Source organism: Ruegeria sp. TASC047, assembly GCF_059612445.1.
The window spans coordinates 29,027-48,592 of the sequence record NZ_JBXWQP010000028.1; the positions used below are offsets into that span (position 1 = coordinate 29,027).

24 protein-coding genes are annotated in these 19,566 nt (G+C 59.9%); 11 read left to right on the forward strand and 13 right to left on the reverse strand.

All coding sequences use genetic code 11. The annotated features are described in order from the left end of the window. Window positions 1–12: 12 nt before the first annotated feature. From AC2FLO_RS06875 to AC2FLO_RS06885, 3 genes are read right to left on the reverse strand one after another with little or no spacing between them, the layout of a single operon-like run. Window positions 13–648, reverse strand: coding sequence for an HAD family hydrolase (locus tag AC2FLO_RS06875; RefSeq protein ID WP_496753162.1), 636 nt, complete (start codon window positions 646–648; stop codon window positions 13–15). Then, complete coding sequence (rsmD, locus tag AC2FLO_RS06880; RefSeq protein ID WP_496753163.1) at window positions 641–1,201, reverse strand: 16S rRNA (guanine(966)-N(2))-methyltransferase RsmD; 561 nt, start codon at window positions 1,199–1,201, stop codon at window positions 641–643. The genes AC2FLO_RS06875 and rsmD overlap by 8 nt, the downstream gene beginning before the upstream one ends. Continuing rightward, window positions 1,198–2,409, reverse strand: coding sequence for an NAD(P)/FAD-dependent oxidoreductase (locus AC2FLO_RS06885; RefSeq protein ID WP_496753164.1), 1,212 nt, complete (start codon window positions 2,407–2,409; stop codon window positions 1,198–1,200). Before AC2FLO_RS06885 ends, rsmD begins: the two co-directional genes overlap by 4 nt. 99 nt (window positions 2,410–2,508) lie before the next feature. Here AC2FLO_RS06885 and AC2FLO_RS06890 point away from each other — a divergent pair, with 99 nt between their 5' ends. From AC2FLO_RS06890 to AC2FLO_RS06905, 4 genes are all read left to right on the forward strand, one after another. Then, a complete protein-coding gene (locus tag AC2FLO_RS06890; RefSeq protein ID WP_480586831.1) occupies window positions 2,509–2,994 on the forward strand; it encodes a peroxiredoxin in 486 nt (161 codons plus the stop codon). Window positions 2,995–3,097: 103 nt separating this feature from the next. Next, window positions 3,098–3,343, forward strand: a complete 246-nt coding sequence (locus AC2FLO_RS06895) for a YMGG-like glycine zipper-containing protein (RefSeq protein ID WP_209598444.1) — start codon at window positions 3,098–3,100, stop codon at window positions 3,341–3,343. 10 nt (window positions 3,344–3,353) lie between these two features. After that, on the forward strand, window positions 3,354–3,701 hold the full coding sequence (locus AC2FLO_RS06900) for an EF-hand domain-containing protein (RefSeq protein WP_480586834.1): 348 nt from the start codon (window positions 3,354–3,356) through the stop codon (window positions 3,699–3,701). Window positions 3,702–3,716: 15 nt separating this feature from the next. After that, window positions 3,717–4,028: a hypothetical protein gene (locus AC2FLO_RS06905; protein WP_480538291.1), complete on the forward strand. Its 312-nt coding sequence runs from the start codon at window positions 3,717–3,719 to the stop codon at window positions 4,026–4,028. Here the strand turns inward: AC2FLO_RS06905 and AC2FLO_RS06910 are convergent. Genes AC2FLO_RS06910 through AC2FLO_RS06925 form a run of 4 tightly spaced genes read right to left on the reverse strand, consistent with a single transcriptional unit; the run spans window position 4,025 to window position 6,767 of the window. Beyond that, on the reverse strand, window positions 4,025–4,318 hold the full coding sequence (locus AC2FLO_RS06910) for a 4a-hydroxytetrahydrobiopterin dehydratase (RefSeq protein WP_209505128.1): 294 nt from the start codon (window positions 4,316–4,318) through the stop codon (window positions 4,025–4,027). The two genes, AC2FLO_RS06905 and AC2FLO_RS06910, sit on opposite strands and share 4 nt — an antisense overlap. Next, a complete protein-coding gene (locus tag AC2FLO_RS06915) occupies window positions 4,315–5,502 on the reverse strand; it encodes a GNAT family N-acetyltransferase (protein WP_496753165.1) in 1,188 nt (395 codons plus the stop codon). Before AC2FLO_RS06915 ends, AC2FLO_RS06910 begins: the two co-directional genes overlap by 4 nt. Before the next feature lie 45 nt (window positions 5,503–5,547). Continuing rightward, window positions 5,548–6,315: a glycerophosphodiester phosphodiesterase family protein gene (locus AC2FLO_RS06920; protein ID WP_496753166.1), complete on the reverse strand. Its 768-nt coding sequence runs from the start codon at window positions 6,313–6,315 to the stop codon at window positions 5,548–5,550. Further along, window positions 6,312–6,767 (reverse strand): RidA family protein, encoded by a 456-nt coding sequence (locus AC2FLO_RS06925; RefSeq protein ID WP_496753167.1) that lies wholly within the window; start codon window positions 6,765–6,767, stop codon window positions 6,312–6,314. Before AC2FLO_RS06925 ends, AC2FLO_RS06920 begins: the two co-directional genes overlap by 4 nt. Before the next feature lie 350 nt (window positions 6,768–7,117). Here AC2FLO_RS06925 and AC2FLO_RS06930 point away from each other — a divergent pair, with 350 nt between their 5' ends. Then, window positions 7,118–7,888, forward strand: a complete 771-nt coding sequence (locus AC2FLO_RS06930) for an MlaA family lipoprotein (RefSeq protein WP_496753282.1) — start codon at window positions 7,118–7,120, stop codon at window positions 7,886–7,888. Further along, entirely contained in the window at window positions 7,878–8,477 is a 600-nt protein-coding gene (locus tag AC2FLO_RS06935) for an MlaC/ttg2D family ABC transporter substrate-binding protein (RefSeq protein WP_496753168.1), read from the forward strand. Before AC2FLO_RS06930 ends, AC2FLO_RS06935 begins: the two co-directional genes overlap by 11 nt. Window positions 8,478–8,577: 100 nt before the next feature. Here the strand turns inward: AC2FLO_RS06935 and fliP are convergent, their stop codons facing one another. The 4 genes from fliP to fliF are packed head-to-tail and all read right to left on the reverse strand — an operon-like array spanning window position 8,578 to window position 11,768. After that, a complete protein-coding gene (gene fliP / locus AC2FLO_RS06940) occupies window positions 8,578–9,309 on the reverse strand; it encodes a flagellar type III secretion system pore protein FliP (RefSeq protein ID WP_496753169.1) in 732 nt (243 codons plus the stop codon). Continuing rightward, window positions 9,309–9,596 (reverse strand): FliM/FliN family flagellar motor switch protein, encoded by a 288-nt coding sequence (locus AC2FLO_RS06945; RefSeq protein ID WP_267364617.1) that lies wholly within the window; start codon window positions 9,594–9,596, stop codon window positions 9,309–9,311. Before AC2FLO_RS06945 ends, fliP begins: the two co-directional genes overlap by 1 nt. Further along, window positions 9,589–10,185, reverse strand: coding sequence for a FliH/SctL family protein (locus AC2FLO_RS06950; RefSeq protein ID WP_496753170.1), 597 nt, complete (start codon window positions 10,183–10,185; stop codon window positions 9,589–9,591). Before AC2FLO_RS06950 ends, AC2FLO_RS06945 begins: the two co-directional genes overlap by 8 nt. After that, entirely contained in the window at window positions 10,185–11,768 is a 1,584-nt protein-coding gene (fliF, locus tag AC2FLO_RS06955; RefSeq protein ID WP_496753171.1) for a flagellar basal-body MS-ring/collar protein FliF, read from the reverse strand. The genes AC2FLO_RS06950 and fliF overlap by 1 nt, the downstream gene beginning before the upstream one ends. A gap of 118 nt (window positions 11,769–11,886) precedes the next feature. Here fliF and AC2FLO_RS06960 point away from each other — a divergent pair, with 118 nt between their 5' ends. The 5 genes from AC2FLO_RS06960 to AC2FLO_RS06980 are packed head-to-tail and all read left to right on the forward strand — an operon-like array spanning window position 11,887 to window position 16,518. Continuing rightward, the gene (locus tag AC2FLO_RS06960) at window positions 11,887–12,384 is read left to right on the forward strand and encodes a flagellar basal body-associated FliL family protein (RefSeq protein WP_496753172.1); all 498 of its coding nucleotides are present in this window, start codon (window positions 11,887–11,889) and stop codon (window positions 12,382–12,384) included. Window positions 12,385–12,393: 9 nt separating this feature from the next. Further along, complete coding sequence (locus AC2FLO_RS06965; RefSeq protein WP_496753173.1) at window positions 12,394–12,876, forward strand: DUF6468 domain-containing protein; 483 nt, start codon at window positions 12,394–12,396, stop codon at window positions 12,874–12,876. Further along, window positions 12,873–13,457 (forward strand): MotE family protein, encoded by a 585-nt coding sequence (locus AC2FLO_RS06970; RefSeq protein ID WP_496753174.1) that lies wholly within the window; start codon window positions 12,873–12,875, stop codon window positions 13,455–13,457. The genes AC2FLO_RS06965 and AC2FLO_RS06970 overlap by 4 nt, the downstream gene beginning before the upstream one ends. Before the next feature lie 47 nt (window positions 13,458–13,504). Next, window positions 13,505–14,374 carry a flagellar motor stator protein MotA gene (motA, locus tag AC2FLO_RS06975; protein ID WP_209505140.1) on the forward strand — a complete coding sequence of 290 codons (870 nt, stop codon included), beginning with the start codon at window positions 13,505–13,507 and terminating at the stop codon, window positions 14,372–14,374. Next, window positions 14,371–16,518 carry a hypothetical protein gene (locus AC2FLO_RS06980; RefSeq protein ID WP_496753175.1) on the forward strand — a complete coding sequence of 716 codons (2,148 nt, stop codon included), beginning with the start codon at window positions 14,371–14,373 and terminating at the stop codon, window positions 16,516–16,518. The genes motA and AC2FLO_RS06980 overlap by 4 nt, the downstream gene beginning before the upstream one ends. 57 nt (window positions 16,519–16,575) lie before the next feature. On the opposite strand, the gene AC2FLO_RS06985 is transcribed toward AC2FLO_RS06980, so the two are convergent. Together AC2FLO_RS06985 and betB are read right to left on the reverse strand one after the other, a co-directional pair. Further along, window positions 16,576–17,943: an MmgE/PrpD family protein gene (locus AC2FLO_RS06985; RefSeq protein ID WP_496753176.1), complete on the reverse strand. Its 1,368-nt coding sequence runs from the start codon at window positions 17,941–17,943 to the stop codon at window positions 16,576–16,578. 119 nt (window positions 17,944–18,062) lie between these two features. Then, complete coding sequence (gene betB, locus AC2FLO_RS06990; RefSeq protein WP_496753177.1) at window positions 18,063–19,517, reverse strand: betaine-aldehyde dehydrogenase; 1,455 nt, start codon at window positions 19,515–19,517, stop codon at window positions 18,063–18,065. Between the last annotated feature and the right edge of the window lie 49 nt (window positions 19,518–19,566).

A 19,566-nucleotide genomic window follows, 5' to 3' on the forward strand; every position in this document is an offset into this window, starting at 1 on the left:
CACAGTTGGGGGTCAGAGTCCCAACAGCGGGTGCGCCTGTGACATATCCGTGATCACCTCGGCCCCAAGATCGGCCAGCCTGTCACCAACGCCATGCGGCGCGTAGGCCAGACAGCGCATATTGGCCCGGATTGCGGCTGTAACGCCATTGTGGCTGTCTTCGATGACCACCGGGGCCTGTGCGCCAAAATTCTCGGCCGCCAGTTGGAACATCTTTGGATCAGGCTTGCCGGTGCCAAGCACATGGGCCGAGAACATCACATCTTTGAACCGGTCCCAAAGCCCGTTCTGGCCCAGCGTGATCTGCATCTTGTCCGGGCTGCCGTTTGAGGCCACGCAACAGGGGATGCCCCGCTGATCCAGCGCCGCAAGCAGGTCCGCGACACCCGGCACCAAAGGCACACCGGCGCGCAGGCGGTCGTAGGTTTCGGCATAGACCTGATCAATCCAGTCTTCGGGAAGATCAGCGCCCATCGCACGCGCCTTGTCGCGCACCCCGACCATGGTTCCGCCCACAAACAGGGACATGCATTCGGGCAAGGTCAGGTGCAGGCCATAGCCCGCCAGATTGTCCGCCAGCACCTGGTTCGAGATCACCTCGCTGTCGACCAGAACGCCATCGCAATCGAAAATGACCAGATCATGCACTTTGATCACCGTTCCGCATCAATGAAATATACGTGTCGCCATATTTTCGGCTGTCGTGCAACGTGAACCCGGCCGGAGCCTGCATCCGTGAGTTTTCTTCCCAAACCAGCAGCGCATCATCCGCGATCCAGCCATTGGACAGCGCGGCAATGGCTTTCTGACCCATGGCCTTGCCATAGGGCGGGTCCAGAAAGATCAGATCATAGGGTGCGCCCGGATTTTCGCCCAACCGGGTTGCATCGCGGCGGATCAGGTCTGTGCGCCCGGTACTGCGGGTCAGGTCGATATTCTTGCGGATCAAACCCTGCGCCACGCGCCCGTCATCGACGAAGGTGACATGCGCCGCGCCGCGTGACAGCGCTTCGAGCCCGAGCGCCCCGGTGCCAGCAAACAGGTCCAGCACGCGCAGGCCGTCGAAATCGATCTGATGGGCCAGCACGTTGAACAGGCTTTCGCGCACCCGGTCGGTGGTCGGGCGCAGATGTGCACCCGCATCGCCCTTGCCGATGGGGGTCAGGGCGCGACCGCGGAACTCTCCGGCGATGATCCTCATGCCTTGAGCAGCGGTTTAAGGTCTGCATCCGGGTCAGCCACGACAGCCGGGTCGGCCGTTTTTCCCATCTCGATCAGGCGCTTGCCAACCATATAGGCGCGCGGATCGTTCATCGCGTCGACCGCAATCAGCTTGTCACCGTTGTAATACCAGAAGGATACGGTCTGCCCTTCGCCCTGCCGCGTCACCACGCGGTCATATCCGGTGTTCAGGCCCGCGATCTGAAGCTTGACGTCGTATTGATCCGACCAGAACCACGGGGTTGCCACATAATCCTTGGCCGCGCCCAGCATGTTCTGGGCCACGATCTCGGCCTGATCAATGGCGTTGGGGACGCTTTCCAGACGGATGCGGCCTTCGCCATGGGGAAAGGAGGCGCAATCGCCAGCCGCCCAGATCGACGGGTCAGATGTGCGACCATGGGCGTCGGTCCTGATGCCGTTGTCCAGGTCCAGCCCCGCCATCTCAGCCAGTTGGGTTGCGGGTGCAATACCGACGCCAACCACGACGAAATCGACCTCGAGTTTTGTACCGTCAGTCAGAACCGCGCCGGTGACCTTGCCGTTTTCGCCGATCAGATGATCCAGCCCGACGCCTTCGCGGATGTCAGCGCCGTATGCACTGTGCAACGCGCGGAAATAATCGCTGGTCTCGGGCGCTGCGACCCGTTGCAGGATACGGTCGGCCATTTCAACCAGAGTGACCTTGACGCCACGCTTGGCACAGACGGCGGCGGCCTCAAGCCCGATATACCCGCCGCCGACGATCAGCGCGCGGGCACCTTCGGTCACTTTGGGCTCCATCTCGTCGATATGGGCCAGATCGCGCACCACATGCACACCGTCCAGATCGCCACCAATCGCGGCGGGCAGGCGGCGCGGGTCCGATCCGGTGGTCAGCGCCAGTTCGTCGTAAGAGATAACCTCATCCCCCAGCGTGACCGTTTTGGCCTTGGGGTCGATACCGGTGACGCGCTGACCCAGACGCAGGGTGATGTTGTTTTCCGTATAAAAACTTTCAGGCCGCAGGAACAGACGCTCAAGCTCCATCTCGCCCAGCAGATAGGCTTTGGACAGGGGCGGGCGCTGATAAGGCAGATGCGGCTCGGCCCCGACCAGAGTGATCTCACCCGCAAACCCGTCCTTGCGCAGACGGGCCACCAAAGACGCGCCTGCCTGTCCCGCGCCGATCACGACAATATGGCTCATGCTTTGCCTACCCCGCAGTTTTCAAGTGGTCACCGTGTTCAGACCACCTATATTGCGGCTAAGCCCATTTCTGCAAATCCAAACGACAGGAGCTGAATAATGATTTCAACAGGAGATACCCTGCCCGAAGCAACGCTGATCCAGATGGGTGCGAACGGGCCAGAAGAGGTGCGGATTTCAGACAAGACCAAAGGCCGCAAGGTGGTGATCTTTGCCGTGCCGGGGGCCTATACCGGCACCTGCACGACCGCCCATGTGCCCAGTTTTATCCGCACGAAGAAACAGTTTGATGCCAAGGGCGTGGACGAGATCCTGTGCCTTTCGGTCAATGATCCGTTTGTGATGCAGGCGTGGGGGCAATCCACGGGTGCGACCGAGGCAGGGCTGACCATGGTATCGGATGCGGCGGCAGAGTTCACCAAGGCCATCGGCATGGATTTCGATGCGCCGCCCGTGGGGCTTTTCACGCGGTCCAAGCGATATGCAATGCTGGTCGAGGATGGCAAGGTCACGGTGCTGAATATGGAAGAAAACCCCGGCGCCTGCGAAATTTCCGCCGGAGAAGGCCTGCTGGATGTGATCTGATTTTGATCTGCCCCGGTCCGACCGGGGCCTTTCGCCGCCAATTTAACTTGAAGCACCGCCCCAGAGCGCGAATACTTGGCGTATTCATACGGGGAGTTTTTTCATGAAACTTAACGCGTTCTACCTATTACTGTCCGGCGCGGCCCTTTTGGCGGCCTGCGGACCGGCCCCGACCCCGCAACAGCAAGCCGCACGCCAGCACGAAATCGCCTGTCTGGGCGGAACGTTGGGCGGGGCGCTGATCGGGGGTGCAATCGGCAACCAGTTTGGTGGCGGATCGGGCAAGACGATCCTGACCGCAGCGGGCGCTGCCGCTGGTGGCATCGAAGGTCAGAGATTCGCGTGCTGAGGAGGTCGATATGAAACAGTTAAGCCTGGTGATATTCATGGTGGCTTTGGCCGGTTCGGGTCACGCCGAAAGCGTGGCTGAGCTGCACGAAAACGAGTTGAGGGCCATCGACGCCAACAATGACGGGTTCCTGTCCAAAGACGAGTTCGATGCTTTCTCGGATTACGCCTTTCAGACGATGGACGAAGACAGGAACGGCACTCTGGGTCAGGCCGAGGCCAAACCGTTCATGGACATCAAACTGTTCCGCAACGCTGACCGAAACGGCGACAATGTAATCTCAAGACCTGAATTTGACACCCAGATGGGTGAGGATTTCCTGTCTGCCGATCAGGACAGGAATGGTCAGCTTGATTAATGGCAGGAGCATGAGATGAACAAATGGCTCGGTTTGACAGCGCTGGCGCTGGTTGCGGCCTGTGACGTGCCGCAGGCCCCGTTGGTGACAGGCCCGGACGGACAGGCCCGCATTCAGATCAACCTGTCTGGCCTGACCTGCTATGAAACCAAGTGTTTGGATATCAACCCGGCCGCGCGCAGTGTGCGCCAGATCGGAAACAAGACCACGGGTATTCCAAGGGCGATTGACGTCAGCGACGGCACTGTCACGCCTGCCGAGTTCCGGCAGATGGGCACTGCCGCATCGCTGGCTGGCGGTGAAGGGTCAGGCCGCAACGACCGCTAGCACAGACTGTCCATCTTGCGGGCCAGTTTGGCATCCAGCGAGGACAGGCCGCCCACATCATGGGTGGACAAGACAACCTCGACCGTGCGGTAGACATTGAACCATTCGGGGTGATGGTTCCACTTCTCGGCCCAGATTGCCACCTGTGTCATCCAGCCGAAGGCATGGACGAAATTGTCGAAAATGAAAGTCTTGGTGATCGCATCGCGGCCTTCAACCATGGTCCAACCGTTTTTGAACAGCGGATCCAGCAGCGGGCCACGGGTTTCGGTCGACAAGAGTTCGGTCATTGCTGTTCCTCCGGGTTCGATTTCCTGAACGGGCCGTAATCCGTCAGAATCTCGATCTCTTCTTCCACTGCGTGGCCTTCGGCGTCCAGATATTTCTTGACCGCATCAGCAAAACCCGGATCGCCGACCCAATGCAAGCTATGCGTGCGTGTTGGCAGGTACCCTCGCGCCAGCTTATGTTCGCCCTGTGCGCCTGCCTCGACCCGGGCCAGACCGTGAGCAATGGCAAAGTCGATTGCCCTATAATAGCACAGTTCGAAATGCAGGCAGGGATGATGTTCGATGCAGCCCCAATAGCGCCCAAAAAGGGTTTCCCGGCCGATAAAGTTCAACGCACCCGCAATGGGAAAGCCATTCCGTTCTGCCATCACAAGGGCCATGTCATCTGCCATTGTGTCCTGTGCAATATCAAAGAACTTCCGCGTCAGGTAGGGTGAGCCCCATTTGCGCGATCCGGTGTCCTGATAGAACCGCCAGAACGCGTCCCAGTGTTCGGGGCGCAGCTGGTCACCGGTCAGAGTGTGGATCTCGCCGCCAAATCCACAGGCCTGCGTGCGTTCTTTCCGGATAGTTTTGCGCTTGCGCGACGACAGCGCGCTCAGGAAGTCGTCGAAATCTGAATAGTTATCGTTCAGCCAGTGAAACTGCTGCGATCGGCGCAGCATCAGGCCCATCTGTTCGCCAGCAAGGGCTTCGTCTTCGGTACAGAAGGTCGCGTGAAGGGACGAGACCCGGTTGTCAGCTGCAAGCTGCACCGCCCCCTGAACCAGCGCCGTCATGCCGATCCGTTCATAGCCCGGACGCACCAGAAACCGCCGCCCGGTTGCCGGGGTGAACGGCACCGCGATTTGCAGCTTGGGGTAATACCGCCCGCCCGCGCTTTCATAGGCATGGGCCCAGCTGTGATCGAAGATATATTCACCCTGGCTGTGCGATTTGGCATACATCGGGGCCGCCGCGATCAGCATCCCGTCAAGATAGGCGGTCAGGTATTGCGGCTGCCAGCCGGTGCCACGCCCGACCGAGCCGCTGTCTTCCAGCGCCAGCAAAAAGCGATGTGTGGTAAAGGGATCAAGCGGCCGCCCGCCATCGGCAACTTCGGGGCAGGCGCAGGCATCCCACTCTGCCGCTGGAATCTGCGACAGAGCGCCCAGTACCTGAACCTCGATCTGTGCCTGATCCATATGTCCTCCGCGCCTGTCCTTTATCTGTGACCACGCGGAGGGGGTTCAAGTCGAATGCGCAGCCAAATAGCCTTCGAAGGTCACATTGTCGGCAACCCTGCGGGCTTCTGCCTCTTGTTCGGGCGACCGGATTGTCCAACACAGGATCGGCACGCCCCGCGCCTTGAGTTCCGCCACGCGGGGGCGCGACAGGTCTGCGGCTTCGTGGCTGATGAAACTGGCACCGACACGGTCGAAATCCGGGATATCGCGCAGGTGATCGCAGATGCTTTGCGGCAAAAGCTCGACACTGGGTTCATAGGCGCAGGTCGTGATCCCGCGCGGCAGATGCGGGGCGAGCCGCGCCAGTTCAGCGACCGAGTTGGGATTGAAGGACATCAGGGCCACCGGGCCTTTGTAACCCTGCAACGCGCGCACCGTGTCGAGCTCAAGCGCGCCCACATTCGTGCCCATCGCCCCGTCCTGATCCTTTAATTCGATCAGCAACGGCACCCGGCCCGCGACAATTTCCAGCACATCATCCAGTGTCGGAATGCCGTCATCCCCATGCTGAAGCGGCGTGCCAGAGGCGGCAAGTGCCGTGACCTGCTGAATGGGCCCCGACTGCCCGGTCAGGCGGGTCATGTCATAATCGTGAAAGACCATTGCCTGGTCATCCGATGTCAGCTGAAGATCGATCTCGATCCCGTATCCAGCTTCAATCGCGGCACGAATGGCCGCCCGGCTGTTTTCCGGGCGGTTCTTGGTAATGTCATGCAGCGCCCGATGCGCAATCGGGGCCTGCAAAAACACATCTGGTAGGGGCGGCGTCATTCGATTTCGAAGATGCCTTCGATCTCGACCGCAACACCCAGCGGAAGCGACGCCGCGCTGACGGCGGAACGCGAGTGGCGACCGGCATCGCCCAGCGCCTCGACCAGAAAATCGGACGCGCCGTTGATTACCTGGGGCTGTGCCGTGAAATCAGCGGTCGAGTTCACGAATCCGGTCAGTTTGATCACGCGGACCAGCTTTTCAATATCTCCGTCGCAGGCCGCCTTGACCTGTGCCAGCAGGTTGATCGCGCAGACACGCGCCGCCGCAGCCCCGGCTTCGACATCCAAGTCATCGCCCAGTTTACCGGTGATCAGCTTATCAGTCTTCGAGATCTGGCCGGATACATACAGGATATTGCCGACACGCACGAAAGGCACATAGTTAGCCGCAGGCGCGGGCGCTTCTTCCAGCGTTACACCGAGGCTTTCAAGTTTGGCAGCGATGCTCATTGCGAGGGTCCTTCCCTAAATTCAACTCTGCGGGACGCTAACCGGGAAGCACGGATTGGGAAAGACGGAAACCGGCAAATTTCGGCCTTCCTGCGATCTGAGCGTATCTTTACTGAAAATTCACTGTTGATCGACGGTCACTTTACCCCACCGTGATGAACAGGTTACACGCAAGGTGTTTCATTTAAGACCTGAAACGACTATGTGACTGCAACTTGTGCCGCCCCGGCACGTGGATTTTGGTGGATTATTGATTGAATGTCCGGCAGGCGCATGTGCCGGGCCATTTAGGAGAGACAAAGATCGTGTCGAGCAGATTTCGCCTGAAACACCTTGTTTTACTGTCGCTCATGGCCGTTGTGTCCGCCTGTGCAACCACGCCACCCGAGGGTGCCTCGCGCACTGACGTGTTTGATCCGTATGAAAATGCGAACCGGGGAATTCACAAGTTCAATCTGGGTGTTGACCGGTTTCTGTTCCGGCCGGCCTCGAAAGGCTATGTCAAAATCGTTCCTGACCCGATGGTCACCAGTTTCAGCACTTTTGCCGAAAACATCTCGCTGCCCGGTCAAGCGGTTGACTACCTGCTTCAGGGCAACCCGAAACAGATGGGCAACGCCCTGCTGCGCTTTGTGATCAACATGACCGTAGGTGGCTTTGGCCTGTCTTCGCCCGCTGATGAGCTGAACCTGCCACCGGTGGACACGGATTTCGGTGAGACCCTGCATGTCTGGGGAGTGGGTGAAGGCGCTTATATCGAGCTGCCATTCTATGGCCCGTCAACCCAAAGGGATGCAATTGGGGTTGTGGTCAACCTGTTCTCGAACCCGATCAATTTCAGCCCGACCCGACCCGCCGACAACCTTGGCGTCTACGCCGAAATCGTGCGGCGCATGGGGGATCGGGGCCGGTTCTCAGATACTGTCGATTCCATTCTTTACGAAAGTGCCGACAGCTATGCGCAGGCTCGCCTGATCTATCTGCAAAACCGCCGCTTCGAACTGGCAAGAGATGACGAAGACGCCTATCTGGACTTGTATTCTGACCCCTATGCCGAAACCGGGACGGACCCGGTCAGGGACCCCTATCTTGACCCCTACGAGGACCCCTATGCTGAATAACGCGCTGAACCGTCGTCATTTTATCGCAGCCGGACTTGCGCTGGCAGTGCTGCCCGTACCTGCCTTTTCCCAGACCGAGGCCGCCGCCAAGGCGCTTGTGACCAGCGTGGTTACCGACATCAACCGGGTGATCGAGTCGGGCAAGTCCGAAAAAGCGATGCTGCGCGATTTCGAAAAGATCTTCGCTCAATATGCCGACGTGCCGATCATGGCGCGCTATGCGCTGGGTGCGGATGCCCGCTCAGCCAGCCCGACCCAGCTGAAACAGTTCACCGCTGCCTTTCAGGGTTATATCTCGCGCAAATACGGCCGCCGTTTCCGCGAGTTCATCGGCGGTGAGGTCGATGTTCGCAATGCCCGCAAGATCAGGGCCGGGTTCGAGGTTCGCACGATGGTCAAGCTGCGCGGATCAGCCCCGTTCGATGTGACGTTCCTTGTTTCCGACAAATCCGGCCGCGACAAGTTCTACAACATGTTCATCGAAGGCGTGAATCTGTTGCTGACCGAACGCACCGAGATTGGCGCAATGCTGGATGCCCGCAAAGGCAACCTGAATCAGCTGATCACGGACCTGAAAAAGACGGGTTAAGCCGTTTCCGGCGCAAATGAGCTCGGAAAACGCGTTTTCTGTGCAAATCTGAAGGGCCAGGCTTGTCTGGCCCTTTTTCGTGAGGTCCCTTTGGAGAGATCTAGGGCATATAGCTGCGCACCAGCGCGCCTGCGATCAAGGCCCACCCGTCAGCGACCACGAAAAACGCCAGCTTGAACGGCAGTGACACGATGGCAGGTGGCACCATCATCATGCCCATCGACATCAATACCGCCGCAACCACAAGATCGATGATCAGAAAGGGCAGGAAGATCAGGAACCCGATCTGAAAGGCACGCGCGATCTCGGACAGCATGAAAGAGGGCATCAACACCGATAACGGGGCCTGGGCGGACAGCTCGATCGCGTCACCGCCGGGGCGCAGGGCCGCCATTGCATAAAACGTATCTGAATCCAGCCGGTTGGCCATGAAGGCGCGAAAAGGCTCTAACGCGCGTTCCAGCGCGGGCTCGACCGCCATGGTTTCTTCCATCATCGGGCGTATTCCTGCGGTCCAGGCCTCGGTGAACACCGGGTCCATGATGAAATAGGTCAGAAACAGCGCAAGACTGACCAAAAGCATATTCGGCGGCGATTGCTGCAGGCCGACACCCTGCCGCAGGATCGAAAGCACGGTGATCAGGAACGGGAAACAGGTGATCATGATCGCCAGACCCGGAGCAACGCTGAGCACCGTGATCAACAGGATCAGCTGGATGGTGCGGGCCGAGATCGAACCGCCTTCGCCCAGCGACAGGGTCACATCCTGAGCTGCCGCCATCGACGGCAGTGACACCACTACAGCCAGACCCAGCCAGATCACATAGCGCATCAGCCGATTCCGTTTTGCAGATCCGCAATCTCGGTCAGGCGCACGGCCAGTTGCCCCGCCTGATCGCCCTCCATCTCCTCAAGCACCCCGCGTGCCACCAGCTGATCCCCGACATAAAGGTCGACCGGGTCCTCGATCCGCTTGTCCAGGGTTAGCACCGCGTTCTCACCCATGTTCAGCAAATCCCGGATCAACGGGCGGGCGCGGCCAACCGAAACGGTCACTTCAATCGGGACCGTTTCGAAAGGATTGGGTTTTTCGGTTTTCGGGAACTGGGTGTCATTCATTGGACAAAGCCTTTCTTGCCTCAAAGACGTATGCGTCAAATGCCTGTGCAATGATGGACAGCAGGGCCGCGCAATCAATCTCACGCCGGCTTGTGCCGACCTGCAATCGCGCCTGTCCGGGGGCCAGGCCAGGGTCTTCGATGACGCGCGGTGCGGAGTTCAGGGTCTGCGGCAGCAGGGATTGCACGGCTTGCGCGCACCTTTCCGGCACCATGATCTGCATCGGTTGTTCGATTTCGACGCGCGCCATCTCGCAAAGCTGTTCGACGATCCGGGCGGCCAGCCCGCGTTCGACCATGTCAGGCAATACGGTCTGAACCAGGCTTTCGAACATCGGTTCCAGAGACAATGTCATCCGGTTAAGCGCCTCGTGATAGGTGAAGGACATATCCTCAAGCGAACCCGCTAGTTCATCCGAAACGCGGCCGCGGTTCTGTTCCTGCGCCTGCGCGGCATCCTCCCAACCGGCACCGTACCCGCTTTCGAACGCGGCAAGGCGTTGTTCCTCAAGCGTTTCCTCGTCCAGATACAGAACGGCTCCGGCGCTGGTCCGGGTGGTGAAATCCTCAAGCAGATGAGCGATGGACATCACACGCGCTCCTCACCTTCTTCAAGCCAACTGCGCAGGATCTCGACCGTTTCTTCCTGCTTGTCGCCGATCATTGCGCGCAACCGATCAACCGGGTCCCCGATGGCACTGACCCCAAGCACGGGAACGGTCCCTTGTTGGGGCAGCGGCGTGAACTCTGCCGTTCCGTCCGCCGCGATTTCACCGGTCAGGACCGACGGGGGCGGAGCCCTCCCCTCCGCAGCTGGCAACAGCGCCGGGACCATCGCAGGTTTCATCAGGATCGGACGGATCACGAACAACGCCAGCACCAGCGACACCAGCGCCAACGCTGCCATCTGGATCAGTGACATGGCGTCCAGATGGATGTTTTGCCAAAGCGAAGAGGAAACCAGCGTGCCTTGTGGCGCGACCGTCGGTAAATCCAGCGATTTCAGAGTGATGACATCCCCGCGCGCGGCGTCAAATCCCACAGCCGAGGCCACCAGCTCTTCAAGTGCGTCGAGTTCCGTCTGCGGCAGCGGTGTAAAGGATTCAGCGCCCGAGGCATCCACCGCCCGCGTTCCGTTGACCAGAACGGCAACCGTCAGGCGTTTGATCGCACCGGGGGCGGTGTGCACCTCCAGCTCGGTTTCGGAAACCTCGTAATTCACCCTCTCACGTGTCTGGGTCGCGGTCGAATTCGATTCGTCCCCCCCCGCGCCATCGCCGTCGGGCAGATTTGAGGCCACGGTGACATCGGCTGACTGGTTGCGCGCGCTGTCGGAGCGTTCCTCGACATCTGTACTGATCGCCACCCTGCCCTTGGGGTCAAAGCGCCGCTCACGCAGGGATTCTGTCCTGGTTTCAGTATCGACAGAAACCTCGACAACGGCATTTCCAGTACCAACGCGTGCTTCGACCAGACGCAGAACCCGTTCCCGCAACTGCCGCGCCTTGTCATCTGCCGTATCGGCGGCCACGGCGGTGTCCTGCCCGCCAATCACGGACCCGTTCGAATCGATCACTGTCACGCTTTCAGGCGACAGACCACTAACGGCCGACGCGACAAGAAACCGGATAGCCTTGGCCTGATCGCCGGTGATCTCGCCCCCCGAGGGCACCAAATAGACCGAAGCCGTCGGTGCGACGCTGCGCTGAAACGGATTGGCAGAGCCATTGGCGATATGAACGCGGGCCTGGCTGACATGCGGGCTGCCCACGATTGTGCGCGCCAGTTCACCCTCTTTCGCGCGCCAGTAGGCGGCATCAAACATCTGGGAAGTGGTGCCGAAACCGTTCAGCGAATCAAGCAGTTCGTAGCCCTTGTTGCCGTTGGCAGGCAGACCTTCACTGGCCAAAGTCACCCGCAGCTCGTCCCGCTGTGCGCCCGAGACGTAAATTGATCCGCCCCGAATCTCGTAGGCCACACCACGCTGATCCAGCGCGTGCACGATATCCCCGGCGGCCCCGCTTTCCAGACCCGCGTAAAGCAGGGTCATCGACGGCGCTGTCGCAAGGCGCGACATTCCGAGGATCCCCAGAAACACCAGCACAACCGCACCGGCAACGACGATTTGTTTACGCCTGTCCAAACTTGCCCAGACAGTTCCGATCTGCTGCACGCTCACCTCCGACTCGCCGACATTCTGCCCGGCGCATCCTCTGTTTGGACGATTGCCCTTAACAATCGGTTAGTCCCTGCGAGGTTATGACAGGACAGATCACAGGAATGAGGACGTCATGACCGACGCAACGGCTGAACAGGCGGAAACCCCGGAAAAGAAGGGGAAAAAAGGGATCATCGTCGGGGTGATTCTGGCCATCGCCGGTGCCGCCGGTGGGTATTTCCTGACCTCATCCGGGCTGCTGCCGCTGGGGAACAAGGCCGAGAAGGCGGAAAGCCATGACGTGGAAAAGGAAGAACCGGCCAAGGCATTGGCGGATGTTGCCTTTCTCGATTTGCCGCCGGTGATCGTTTCGGTGAATTCCGGCGGCGCGCGGCATCTGAAGTTTCACGCACAGCTTGAGGTTAACGCCCCGTACATGACTGACGTGGAAAAAATGCGACCGCGAATCATGGATGTCCTGAACGGGTATCTGCGGGCCGTCGAACTAAAAGATCTTGAAGATTCACTGGCGTTGATGCGCATCCGGGGCCACCTGCTGCGCCGCATCGAGATTGTCGTTGGCGAAGGTCGCGTGCGCGATGTGCTGGTGGTGGAATTTGTTCTGAACTAGGAGGCGAAATTGGAGCTGATTGCGGATATTTTGCTGGTCGCCGGCGCCATGGGTGCGGGTCTGTATTGTTTTGTGCTGTCGCGCCGTCTCAAGCGTTTTGCCGATCTTGAAAAGGGCGTCGGCGGCGCGGTGGCGGTGCTGTCGACCCAGGCGGAAGAGCTGCGGAGATCACTGGATGATGCGCGCAATGCCTCTGATCAGTCGGGCGATCAGCTTAGGGCACTGACGGCGCGCGCCGAAACGGTGGCACAGCGGCTGGAACTCATGATGGCGTCAATGCACGACGTCGTGCCCGAAAAAGACGCTGACCCCCAACCCGAGGCAGAGGTTTCAGCGACAAGCGCCACCACCGAAGTTCCGGAGAGCGTGAAGCACGAAGGCAAACCCGAGCAGCAGGCCAGCGAAGCCGCTACGCCCGAAGAACAGACACGCGCACCTGAGGGGCTGATGTTCTTCCGGCATGACCGCAAGCAAGGCGAGGCGCAGGCATGAGCCGCCCGCGGATCAACTCTCCCAACGTGCGGTCCCGTGGAGGTGTGCTTGCCGTGATCTCATTGCTGATGATCGGCTCGGCCACCATTCGCATCGGGCTGGAAGCCGGACCGGCCTTTGCCAAACCAGCCAAACCTGAGGCGGAACACGATGAACCCGCCCCGTCCGACACCCGTGACATGCAGGTTCTGCTGACCGAGCTTCTGCGCCGGGAAGAGCGTGTCAAACAAAAGGAAGACATGCTGCGCGAGCAGGAAAACGCTTTGGAAATCGCGGGTCAAGCTATCGAGATGCGCATGGCCGCGCTTGAGGAGGCCGAAGAGGCGTTGCGCACCACTCTGGCGCTGTCGGACAGGGCGGCGGAAAACGACCTGACGCGCCTGACCGATGTCTATCAGAACATGAAGCCGAAAGACGCGGCCGCGCTGTTCGAATCCATGGACCCGACCTTTGCCGCCGGGTTTCTGTCACGCATGTCACCGGATGCGGCAGCCGGGGTTCTGGCGGGGCTCAGCCCCGAAGCGGCCTATACGATCAGCGTTGTCATGGCGGGTCGAAACGCCTCGACCCCGCAGGAATAGCTGCCCGTGTTCCCCGCGGTTGCAACACACATAGCCGGAGATCTCAGATGATTGGAATTGTTGGAATTGTCGTCATTTTCGTGATGGTCTTCGGCGGCTATTTGGCCGCTGGCGGCAAGATGACAATCATTCTAAAGTCGCTTCCGTTTGAAATGATGATGATCGGTGGTGCCGCGGTTGGTGCCTTTTTGATCAGCAACGACATCGGCGGCGTGAAACACACGATCAAGGACATGGGGAAGGTCTTTAAAGGCCCGAAATGGAAGCCCGAGGATTACCGCGACCTGTTGTGCCTGCTGTTTTCCCTCATCCGCATTGCCCGCGCCAATCCGGTAGAGGTGGAACAGCATATCGAAGACCCCGGCAGCTCGGACCTGTTTTCGTCCTACCCCAGAATTCAGGCCGACAAGGAAGCGGTTGATCTGATTTGCGACACGATGCGGTCCGCGGCGATGAATTACGACGATCCGCATCAGGTCGAAGAGGTTCTGGAGAAACGGATGGAAGCGAATTTCCACCATGCCCTGCATTCGAGCCACGCCTTGCAAACCGTGGCCGACGGCCTGCCCGCGCTTGGAATTGTCGCCGCCGTTCTGGGGGTAATCAAGACAATGGGGTCCATTGATCAGCCACCGGAAGTTCTGGGAAAACTGATCGGCGGCGCCCTTGTGGGTACGTTTCTGGGTGTCTTTCTGGCCTACGGTCTGGTTGGTCCCTTTGCGGCCAAGCTGAAATCCGTTGTCGAGGAAGACAACCACTTCTATCAGTTGATCAAGGAAGTTTTGGTTGCAAACCTGCACAACCACAATGCTGCCATGTGCATTGAGGTCGGACGCCAGAACACACCAACGCATAACCGCCCCGGTTTCTCTGAGCTTGAGGATGCGTTGAAAGAGCTCAAACGGGCCGCGGCATGAGGCAAATCGGGATATTGGTTGCAGCACTGATCACGCTTGCAACGGCCGCAACCTCTGAAGAGGTGACTGTGCGGTCCGGTGAACATGACGGCTACACCCGGCTGGTTTTCACCGTTCCACCGGATACGAGCTGGGTTCTGAGCCAACGCAAGAACGGCGCCAAGCTGGCAATTGACCTGAAGGGTGTCACATTTCGGACGGGTTCGGTGTTCGGGCGGTTGACATCAGATCGGCTGGCCGCGCTGTCGCAGGCGCAACCCGGTGGCGCGCTTGAGCTAGAATTCGGGTGCGACTGCACGGCGTCGGCGTTCCTGTTTCGAAACTCGATGATCGTTTTGGACATTGCACCAGCAATAGCCCTGCCGCCCTTGCTTGCGGAAATCCCTCCGCCGACCCGAAAAAAACCGGCAGCGCCGAAAGCTTCTCCCCCGGAACACAAGCTTCTTTCCCAGCTGGACCTGCCGCTTCTGACCGGGAAGACGCACGGGATCAGGGATCAGTTGTCGACCCGTCTGGTGCAAGGGGCGGATCGTGAGCTGCTGGACCTGAAACTGGCACCTGTCGGGCCGCGCCGTTCTGCCTCGTCCGAGGCCGTGACGCTGTTACCCGGATTGACGTCGAACATCCGCGTGACCTCGGTTCTGGATGATCTGCAGGACATTCTGAACTCTGGTTTGCAGCAGATAGATAACAACCCGGTTTGTATCTCAACGGCTGAACTGGGCTTCACGACATGGTCCGGGACGCGCCCGTTTCCAGAACAGGTGTCCGTCCTGCGCACCGCCCTGTACAAAGAGTTCGACCGTCTTGACGCGGAAAGCGCGCTGAAATTGGCAAAGCTCTATGCCTATAACGGCTTTGGGGCCGAGGCGCTGAAGGTTTTGCAGTTATTGCCCCCCCCATCGGATGAGATTGGCCGTGTTGAAGGGATTGCACGGCTGGTGGATGAGCGGCCAGCACAGGTTTCAAATCCATTCAGGGGCCAGCAACGGTGCAACAGCGACGTCGCACTTTGGGCCGTGCTCTCTGAGGGAAAGCTGGCACCTGATGCACATCTTGAAGCCATCGAACACAGCTTTGCAAAGCTGCCAGAGCATCTTCGCCGCCACCTTGGCGCGCGACTTTCGGATATCCTGACAGACGCGCAGGAACTGGAGGCCGCGCGCAGGATCATGCGTTCGGTCGACCGGGTTGAACAGAAGCCGTCCCCGAACACCACGCTGGCCCGGGCTGGCGTCGCCGAAGCCGAAGGCGACAGCGCCCTTGAAGAAGCGCTGTTGACCGAGGTCGCGACCTCGGCCGGGGCCAAGTCCGAGGCGCCTTTGGCTTTGGCGCGGCTGGTGGAAAAGCGGTGGTCCGACCGCAAGACTGTGTCTTCAAGGGAACTTGAACTGGCCGCGTCTTACGCGATCGAGTTCCGGCGATCTGAACTGGGCCCGATGATGAACCGCACCCATGCGATTGCCCTGGGTCTGAGCCAGGATTTCGACAGCGCATTCGATGTGATCCAGTCTTTGCCAGACGGTTCGGACAGCAACAGCGCTTTCAACCGTCACCTGCAATTGCTGGCAGAACGCTCAGACGACCTTACCTTTTTGCGTCAGGTCACATTGGTGCAGCAGTCGGGCCGGGCGGCGGCGCTATCCACGGATACCGCGATTGCACTGGCCGAACGCCTGGCCGTGCTTGGCTTTGCCGATCAGGCCGTTGCGCTGGCAAACAGGCCTGAAGATCGGGCCCGGCGGTCAGAGCGTGCCCGTCTGCGCGCCCGTGCGGCGTTGCTGTCGGACCGCCCGCAAAAGGCCATGCTTGAGCTGGCCAATGATACCTCGGACGAGGCGCTCGTCCTGCGGGCGCAAGCGTTGGACAAGGTGCAGGACTATGCGGCGGTGGCCGAACTCATGCAGAGCCGCGGGCAACAGGAAGAAGCAAACCGATACCTATGGCTGGCCGGGTTACCGGAGGAAAGGATTGGGCCCTCTGACGGAAAGTACGCAAGCCTCAACCAAACCTCCGAGGCCCTTTTGGCCCCGCCGGTTCGCGTGTCAGGCAAGCCGTTGGCGGATGCGGGAAGCCTGCTGGAGGACAGTCTGGCAACGCGGCAGAGGATCGTCGAAATGCTGAACACGGTCAGGGGGGAGTGAGGTTTCCCAGCCGACCGGTCCAGTTGCCCGGATCGTTGCAGGCGGGACGGGTACAGTTCACGGTTCTGGTGGATCAAAAATCAGCGGTGTCAGGTCTGCATACCGCGCGCTTTTGTCCGGCCAGCCAAGTATCACACGACGGATGCGGTCGGCACGATCCTGTCCAAGCACAGGGGCCGCAAACTGCGTATACTTGGCGGTGACATTGTCCCGTGACATGGGGGCCTCGGGGCCGCCACGGGCATTTATATCCCCGGATTTCAGAACTCGGCCATCCGTTGTCGTGATCGTGACATCTGCCCATCGCCCTTCGGGAAACCGGGCGCTGTGGTGTTCGCTTTCCGCGACTGTGATGCGGGACATCAGATTGGCAACCACGGGATCAGACAGGCCAGACCCTGAGATATGTTCAACGCCAATGCGCCCGTAAACGGCCTGAACTGCCACGGCAAATGACAGGGAATACTGCGCTTGCGAGGTTGTTTCGGGCAGTCCCGCAAAAAGGCAGGCCGCCTGACGAAAGCTATTGATATGCAAAGTTTCGATCTGCGCGCTGGTCAGGTCATGCGCGATCATGACAGCGCGCACGCCATCAATCGCGGCATGGGCCCAGCGACAGATCGGATAGGGTTTCACGTATTGATGTTCGACCTGCCAAAAGGTGCCCAGATCCTCCCAGTAGGGTGTGACCTCTTCCGCCTCGATGGTGATGGCGGGCGCGCCGGTAAAGCCGCGTTCGGCCAGAACAGCGGCGGACAGCCCCACCATCGCGCCCCAGCCCGACCCGTCATGCAGCATTGTGGGGTTGGCAATCTCGCGCATCATCTGGCTGCGTGGACCGTGATATTCGGCGATCCCCATCGCCTGCTGCATCTGGTCGGCAGATAATCCGCGCAGGCGCGCCGCCATCGCAACCACGCCCAGCGCGTTCCAGGCACCGGATGTGTGGTAATCGCTGACACTGGCGTGCAGCGATAGGCCCGCGCGCCCGGCCACCTCGTACCCGGTAACGACCGCCGCCAAAGCCTCGGGTCCGGTCAGGTTCGGGCAATGTTCGGCCAGTGCGGTCAGCGTTGGCAACACAACCACCCCGATATGGCCCTTGGTTGGGTTGTATCCATCGTGACCATCTAGATTGTCGGTTTGCGTGGCGGCAGCATAGGCGGCACCCGCCATGCTGACAGTGCGGCCATCGAACAGCATCCGTGCGCCATATGCAGGAATTGTGCTGGCATAAAGCAATGCCGCCGTGTCCCGCGCGATCACACCTGCCTGCATCGGGCCGGATGCGATCAGGATCCCCATCGTGTCGAGCATCATCAGCGCCGCAGCCTCTAGTGCGCTTTCAGGCATGTCCGAGGCCGCGCGGGTCAGCGTGAAATCGGCAACCCTGGAAAATGTATTTGTCTGCGGGTTATGCGTCATGAGAGCTCTCCTGTCGGGCGGGGCCGGTACAGGAAAGTCAGCCACAGGTAAGGGCGGGCTTGTACTCTGTCCCCGACGCCAAATGTCGGGAACAGAGGAAAACGAACGAAGAAAAGACCCTAGTAAGGGGCTTCGACGTCATTCATGGAAACGTAGACTGTTTTCATTTCCGAAAAATGGTTGATCGCCAGCTTCGAGTTCTCGCGTCCGACACCCGACATTTTCGATCCCCCAAACGGGGCTTCGACCGGGGCAAGGTTATAGGTATTGATATAACAGGTTCCCGCCTCGAACCCGGCCACAACACGGTGCGCGCGGGTCAGGTCATTGGTGAACACGCCTGCGGCCAGACCAAATTCAGTGTTATTGGCACGGGCCATGACCTCGGATTCCGTGTCGAAATCCAGCACCGACATGACGGGGCCAAAAATTTCCTCGCGCGCGATGGTCATGTCATCGGTCACATCCGCAAAAACGGTTGGCTGCATGTAGAAACCGTCGCCTTCGATCCGGTTGCCGCCGAAGACCAGCCTTGCGCCCTCGGCCCTGGCTTTGTCGACATAGCTCAGCGCGATGTTCAACTGGTTTTCGCTGACCATCGGGCCAAAGCTGACGTCCTCGTCCATCGGATCACCGATTTTGGCGTTGGCCAGACGTTCGGACAGGCGTTTCAGGAAGGCATCCTTGATACCTTTTTGCACAAAGACGCGGGTACCGTTGGAACAGACCTGGCCCGATGAATAGAAGTTGCCAAGGATCGCGCCGGACACCGCGTTTTCGATGTCGGCATCGTCAAAGACGATCATCGGAGATTTGCCGCCCAGTTCCATGGTCACGTGCTTCATACCGTCAGCTGCCGCGGCATAAACCTTGCGGCCTGTCGGCACCGATCCGGTCAGCGAGACCTTGGCCACACGCGGATCGGTGACCAGCGCGGCGCCTACGTCGCCATAGCCCTGAATCACGTTGTAGACACCCTTGGGCGCACCGGCCTCGACAAGAATCTCGGCCACTTTCAACGCCGAAAGAGGCGTGGTTTCCGAAGGCTTGAAGACCATCGTATTGCCGCAGGCCAGCGCCGGGGCACCTTTCCAGCAGGCAATCTGCGTGGGATAATTCCACGCGCCGATGCCGACGCAAACGCCCAGCGCCTGACGGATGGTGTAGACGAAATCGCCACCGCCCAGCGGAATATGCTCGCCGGTCAGAGAGGCGGCCAACCCGCCGAAATATTCCAGCGCATCCGCACCTGATGTGGCATCTGCCACCGTGGTTTCCTGAAGCGGTTTGCCGGTGTCATGGGTTTCCAGAACCGACAGGTCGTAGTTGCGGTCGCGCATGATGTCAGCCGCGCGGCGCAGAACGCGGCCGCGTTCTGTTCCGGTCAGTGCGGCCCATGCTGCCTGAGCGGTTTTCGCGCTGTTCAAAGCCTTTTCCACAATCGCCGGCGTCGCCGAATGCAGACGGGCAATCACCTCGCCGGTAGCGGGGTAGATCACGTCAATGGCCGCGCCTTCGGTATCCTCGACATAGGTGCCGTCAATGAAATGGCTGGCCTTGGGCTGAAACTTCATACCGTGTCCTTTTCGCTCGACCCCGTCCGGACGGGGCATTTGGTCGTCT

Bases quoted from the DNA above. Each gene is read 5' to 3' on its own strand.
- AC2FLO_RS06885 (WP_496753164.1), bottom strand. From the start codon at position 2,409: ATGAGCCATATTGTCGTGATCGGCGCGGGACAGGCAGGCGCGTCTTTG.
- AC2FLO_RS06985 (WP_496753176.1), bottom strand. From the start codon at position 17,943: ATGACGCATAACCCGCAGACAAATACATTTTCCAGGGTTGCCGATTTC.
- AC2FLO_RS06910 (WP_209505128.1), bottom strand. From the start codon at position 4,318: ATGACCGAACTCTTGTCGACCGAAACCCGTGGCCCGCTGCTGGATCCG.
- motA (WP_209505140.1), top strand. From the start codon at position 13,505: ATGATTGGAATTGTTGGAATTGTCGTCATTTTCGTGATGGTCTTCGGC.
- AC2FLO_RS06905 (WP_480538291.1), top strand. From the start codon at position 3,717: ATGAACAAATGGCTCGGTTTGACAGCGCTGGCGCTGGTTGCGGCCTGT.
- AC2FLO_RS06935 (WP_496753168.1), top strand. From the start codon at position 7,878: ATGCTGAATAACGCGCTGAACCGTCGTCATTTTATCGCAGCCGGACTT.
- AC2FLO_RS06920 (WP_496753166.1), bottom strand. From the start codon at position 6,315: ATGACGCCGCCCCTACCAGATGTGTTTTTGCAGGCCCCGATTGCGCAT.
- AC2FLO_RS06895 (WP_209598444.1), top strand. From the start codon at position 3,098: ATGAAACTTAACGCGTTCTACCTATTACTGTCCGGCGCGGCCCTTTTG.
- AC2FLO_RS06980 (WP_496753175.1), top strand. From the start codon at position 14,371: ATGAGGCAAATCGGGATATTGGTTGCAGCACTGATCACGCTTGCAACG.
- AC2FLO_RS06945 (WP_267364617.1), bottom strand. From the start codon at position 9,596: ATGAATGACACCCAGTTCCCGAAAACCGAAAAACCCAATCCTTTCGAA.
- AC2FLO_RS06925 (WP_496753167.1), bottom strand. From the start codon at position 6,767: ATGAGCATCGCTGCCAAACTTGAAAGCCTCGGTGTAACGCTGGAAGAA.
- fliP (WP_496753169.1), bottom strand. From the start codon at position 9,309: ATGCGCTATGTGATCTGGCTGGGTCTGGCTGTAGTGGTGTCACTGCCG.
- AC2FLO_RS06915 (WP_496753165.1), bottom strand. From the start codon at position 5,502: ATGGATCAGGCACAGATCGAGGTTCAGGTACTGGGCGCTCTGTCGCAG.
- betB (WP_496753177.1), bottom strand. From the start codon at position 19,517: ATGAAGTTTCAGCCCAAGGCCAGCCATTTCATTGACGGCACCTATGTC.
- AC2FLO_RS06900 (WP_480586834.1), top strand. From the start codon at position 3,354: ATGAAACAGTTAAGCCTGGTGATATTCATGGTGGCTTTGGCCGGTTCG.
- AC2FLO_RS06950 (WP_496753170.1), bottom strand. From the start codon at position 10,185: ATGTCCATCGCTCATCTGCTTGAGGATTTCACCACCCGGACCAGCGCC.
- AC2FLO_RS06960 (WP_496753172.1), top strand. From the start codon at position 11,887: ATGACCGACGCAACGGCTGAACAGGCGGAAACCCCGGAAAAGAAGGGG.
- AC2FLO_RS06890 (WP_480586831.1), top strand. From the start codon at position 2,509: ATGATTTCAACAGGAGATACCCTGCCCGAAGCAACGCTGATCCAGATG.
- AC2FLO_RS06930 (WP_496753282.1), top strand. From the start codon at position 7,118: ATGGCCGTTGTGTCCGCCTGTGCAACCACGCCACCCGAGGGTGCCTCG.
- rsmD (WP_496753163.1), bottom strand. From the start codon at position 1,201: ATGAGGATCATCGCCGGAGAGTTCCGCGGTCGCGCCCTGACCCCCATC.
- AC2FLO_RS06970 (WP_496753174.1), top strand. From the start codon at position 12,873: ATGAGCCGCCCGCGGATCAACTCTCCCAACGTGCGGTCCCGTGGAGGT.